The sequence below is a fragment of the uncultured Jannaschia sp. genome (assembly GCF_947494025.1).
In the GTDB taxonomy this organism is placed as follows: domain Bacteria; phylum Pseudomonadota; class Alphaproteobacteria; order Rhodobacterales; family Rhodobacteraceae; genus Jannaschia.
Genome location: NZ_CANLTQ010000073.1, coordinates 1 through 4,424, shown reverse-complemented (window position 1 = coordinate 4,424; position 4,424 = coordinate 1). Strand labels below are relative to the sequence as shown.

Annotated in this window: 4 protein-coding genes; 1 reads left to right on the top strand and 3 read right to left on the bottom strand. The window is 66.5% G+C overall.

Annotation, left to right across the window (positions count from 1 at the left end; translation table 11 throughout):
• Nucleotides 1–612: 612 nt before the first annotated feature.
• The gene (locus tag Q1B08_RS20970) at nucleotides 613–2,172 is read right to left on the bottom strand and encodes an HWE histidine kinase domain-containing protein (RefSeq protein ID WP_299823191.1); all 1,560 of its coding nucleotides are present in this window, start codon (nucleotides 2,170–2,172) and stop codon (nucleotides 613–615) included.
• A 214-nt stretch (nucleotides 2,173–2,386) separates the two neighbouring features.
• Between Q1B08_RS20970 and Q1B08_RS20965 the strand changes: the two genes are divergently transcribed.
• Complete coding sequence (locus Q1B08_RS20965) at nucleotides 2,387–2,803, top strand: hypothetical protein (RefSeq protein ID WP_299823188.1); 417 nt, start codon at nucleotides 2,387–2,389, stop codon at nucleotides 2,801–2,803.
• A 229-nt stretch (nucleotides 2,804–3,032) separates the two neighbouring features.
• On the opposite strand, the gene Q1B08_RS20960 is transcribed toward Q1B08_RS20965, so the two are convergent.
• Together Q1B08_RS20960 and Q1B08_RS20955 are read right to left on the bottom strand one after the other, a co-directional pair.
• On the bottom strand, nucleotides 3,033–3,596 hold the full coding sequence (locus Q1B08_RS20960) for an alpha amylase C-terminal domain-containing protein (protein ID WP_299823185.1): 564 nt from the start codon (nucleotides 3,594–3,596) through the stop codon (nucleotides 3,033–3,035).
• An 80-nt stretch (nucleotides 3,597–3,676) separates the two neighbouring features.
• Nucleotides 3,677–4,345 carry an alpha-amylase family glycosyl hydrolase gene (locus Q1B08_RS20955; RefSeq protein ID WP_299823182.1) on the bottom strand — a complete coding sequence of 223 codons (669 nt, stop codon included), beginning with the start codon at nucleotides 4,343–4,345 and terminating at the stop codon, nucleotides 3,677–3,679.
• Between the last annotated feature and the right edge of the window lie 79 nt (nucleotides 4,346–4,424).

Sequence of the window (4,424 nt, the reverse complement as noted above, 5' to 3'; positions counted from 1 at the left end):
AAAATGCCGACAGTTCGAGCTCGGATGATCCACTCCTGAAGGACGATGGGACCGAAGATCCGGTTCTCGGGTCGAAGGCGAGCCCGAAGGCGAAAAGCCCGTCGTTCCGGGACCCGATCACGACCGCGCATAGCGATCTGGATGACGACAAGAAGGTCTAGTCATCGTCAATGCCCCAGACGTCCGGTCGTAACTTGGCGACCGTTCGGCGCTCCAATGGCATCGAAGCGCGGGCGAAGCACCAGCCGTCTTGCCGCCATACGACATGTCCCTCGATGCGGTATCGGCCGAGATATCATGCGCACGACATCCAGACCCCGTAGCCTGAAGGCCTTTCTACCCGGCGACCCGGGCGAGACGGTCTGACCAGATCTGCGCCGTCGCCTTGCCCTGCTGCTGCATCGCATTGAAGTCGGGATGGGTGGCGTCGCCGATGATTTCATCCTGCGCATCGTAGGCAACCTTCGTACCGGCACGCTGCGCGGTAAGGCCCTGCGAGGCCAGTTCCTCGAGTTCCTTGACGTACGGCGGGCAAGACGTTTGGCCGTATGGAACTGATCATACCCACGACCAGCCACCTTCCATCACGTCGGACGGACGGCGGCTCGTCCATCAAATGCCGATTTGGCCCTCGATGGTGAAGCGCAGCCCGCCCGGCGCATACTCCGTACGGGAGGTCCCGCCGAAATAGGCGCCCGTGACACGCCCGAGGATCTGCGAGCCGAACCCTTGGCGTTGGGGTTCGGCGACGATTGGCCCGCCAGTTTCGGTCCAGGTGAGGACAAAGGCGTGATCGGATGCCACGCTCCAGGCGATCGAGACCCGTCCGGCCGGCGTCGACAAGGCGCCGTACTTGCCGGCATTCGTCGCCAGTTCGTGCAGCGCGAGGGTGAGGCCGAGGACCTGCGGCCCCGTCAGCTCGACGTTGGGGCCCTCGATGGTGATGCGGCTCTCGTCGGTCCTGTACGGAGCCAGCGCTTGCTGCGCCACGTCGCGCAGTCCGGCCCCTTCGGTCGCGAGGTCGGTCAACATGTCCTGCGCCCGACCCAGGGCCACCAGCCGCTCGGCCACGACCCGCCGGCCCTCGTCGAGCGAGCCGACATGGCGCAGGCTTTGCACGGCGATGACCTGCGCGATCGTCAAGACGTTCTTCATCCGGTGCGCCAGCTCACGCGCGACGATCTCGCGCTCGGCGTTCGACCGGGCCCGGTCGATGGCGGCCGCGGTCCGATCCGCGACACCGCGCACGAAGTTCTGCTCGTCCTCGGTCCAGCTCCGGGTCCGGACGTCGTTGACGAACGTCACCGCTTTCAGCCGGCCGCGCTCCATCAGCGGCACGTTGAGCAGGGCGCGGATGCCGATCGCTTCCAGCGGCTCCGGGTCCGCGACGTCCGGATGCATCCGGCAATCCGACATCGCCACGGTTCCGCCGCGCCGCAACGTCTCCGCATAGGTCCCGAAATCCTCGAAGCGCAGACGGCCCACGAGGCTCTGGCCGCCGGGCGCGTTCCAATCGGCGCGGATGTCGATAACAGAGCCGTCGACGTCGAGCGTGCCGTATCCCGCCCGGCTCGCCCCGAGCGTCCGGCCGAGCGTCTCCGAGGCCAGCTCGACCATTTGGTGCACGTCCTCCATGTCCCGCAGCCGGTCGCCCAGATCGAGCAACGCGATCTGGCGCGCCAGCGCGTCGCGCTGCGCGGTGCGGTCGCGCAGGATCTTCAGATAGCCGACCTGCCGGGCGCCGGGCGCATCGACGAGGTTCTTTTCCGTCGTGGGGCCGTCCGCGTCGGTCCGGGCCACGAGCGGCATCATCCGTCCCGAGGCCCAGAACCGCCGCCCGTCCTTGGCCAGATGCCAACGTTCGTCCCTGGCCTGTCCCTGGGCGGTGGCCACTCGCATCTCGTAGTCCGGCTGTCCCGCCGCCACGTCCTCGGGCACGAAGAAGGTGGCAGCAGGGCGCCCGACGATCTCGTCGGCCGTCCAGCCCATGATGCGCTCGGCCCCCTCGTTCCAGCTCGTGATGGTGCCGTCCGCGGTCAGGGTGACGATCGCATAGTCGACCGCACTGTCGACGATGAGCTGGGCCAGATGGAGAGGGTCGTGATCGAACCGGACAGGATCGGAAGGAGTCCGATCGACGCCGTCTGGTTCGGACGCGGTTTGCTGGGTCATGGAAAATCGTCAGTCAAAAGGATTGCCGTGCTCCTATCGTATGGCGACGCCCGTATAAACGGGCATGGCCGGCCATTCTCCCGCGCTCCTGGGTCCGGAGATCGCCCGCTTCCGGCAACGAAGCACGACCTTGCCGCGTTCGTCTTCGCAGACAGCCCACGGCGCGTCTCGACCATCAGGATGTCGCCGACATCGCCGCCGAAAGGACCAGACCGTGCCCGCCGCCGATGACCCGCCACCCCCGGCCGACCCCGCCTCCGCGCCACGCAAGCTCGAAGGCTGGGTCGTTCTTCTGGTCGAGGACGAGCCCCTCATCGGCATGAACGTAACCGACACGCTCATCGAGGCGGGCGCGACCGTCATCGGGCCGGTGCGGACTGAGGTCGCGGCTCTGGCGGCGATCGATCAGGCCCATGCGTCCCGCCGGATCACCGGGGCCGTCCTCGACGTCGACCTTGGGGGACATACCTCGCACAAGGTCGCCAAGCGGCTGAAGGGACTGGAGGTTCCGTTCATCCTTCATACAGGCAACTGGCCGGAAATTCGGGCCCTCGTCGCCAGCCTGAGCGCACCCGTCGTCGTCAAGCCGTCCATGCCGGACGACATTGTCGACAGCCTGGCAGAGAGCTGAGCGTTCGCAGGTGCGTGCCGAGACTTGCCTGAAGACGAAAGATGGGAAATTCACTGCCTCACCAACCCGGCTCGAAGCGGCTATTTTCCGTAAGCCTGGACATCCGCTTCGTTCCGCACTGCGTCGGAGTTACAGCTCTCAGCCGAGGTCTACTCTGGCTTGCTGCGCATGGTCCCGACGACGACCAAATATCGCCCCAGACATCGTCCGGAGCGATCCGCGAGTTGCCTCAGCGCGTGTAGACCAGAGCGGAGTAGGCGCCCAGCGAAACCATGGCGCGATGACCGCCCGTGTCTTCCGGCTCCCTTTCCGCACCCAGGTCGTGGGCTTCGTAGTCGCCGAAGACCTCGCTGTAGCCGCTCCAGTCGGTGTTGAGCCGAAGCCGCCACGAGCCCTCATCCGGCATGTCGATGGCTACCTCGTGCGCCGCTTCCGCACGAAGGTTCAGCACCACAAGAACACCGGCCTCCCCGTTGTCGTCGTGACAGTGATAGGCCAGCAGCTTGCGGTCCTCGTCGGCCAGCAGCACATCCACGTGCCGTCCGCGCAGGCCTGGCTCGGAAAGCCTGAGCCCGATCAGGTCGCGCCAAAGCCGTACGATGCCGCCGAAGTCCTCCGCCTGGTCCCAGTCCAGCGGCACGGAATCGTCGAACCAGTCACCCTGAAGGAATTCCTGCCCCTGGAACAGCATCGGGATGCCCGGCGCGGTCATCACCAACGCGGCGCCGAGGGTCGCGCGCTTCTGCGCGGCCCAGTGGCGCTGCTCATCCTCTCCGCCGATCTCGGCGGGCACGCGGGCCTTCCCGTTGGCGACCTCGTCATGGCTCTCGGTGTAGACGACGCGCTGGAACGGATCGCCGTTGTAGGTCCGCGTCAGCGCGTCAGCGCGTCGACGAGAGAGGCGATGCTTCGATCGTCGTCCTCGGCCGCGATCAGCGCCTCCCGCACCGGGTGAACGAAGGCCGCGCCCCACTGCGCGCCGAAGCCCGCGCCGCCCTCGCCCGTGGTGGCGGTGACGGCATCAACCTGGCGCAGGTCCTCGGCGATGGTGATGCGGCCCGGGAAGCGATCCGCGATCTCGTCATTGAGCCAGGCCATCAGCGACCATCCGTCCGGAAGCTGGTCGCCCTCACTGCCCTCGTCGCCCGAGATGGTGCGAATGTAGAGCGTCATGTCGAAGCGCAGCCCGTCGACGCGGAAGTCTTCGAGCCAGTAAAGCGCGTTGTCCCGGATGAACTGGCGCACCTCCTGGCGACCGTAGTCCGGCCGTGTCTCGCCCCAAGGGGTCGCGGCGCGATGATCCTGGTAGAAGTAGACGCCTCCGCGCTCGCCCTCGCCCCAACCGTCGAAACGCCACAGATTGAGGTCGGAGGGGCCGAAATGGTTGTAGACCACGTCGAGGAGCACCGCGAAGCCCGCTGCGTGCGCCGCGCGCACGAAGTCCTTGAATGCAGTCGGTCCACCGTAAGCGCTCTCGATGGCGAAGATGTGGGCGGAGTTGTAACCCCAGGATACGTCGCCCGCGAACTCCATCGCGGGCATGATGAGTAACGCGCGAAAGTTGGTGATGCCCTGAGGGGCGGCATATCAAGGCGGTGTCGAAGCGCCGTCAATTCTCAGC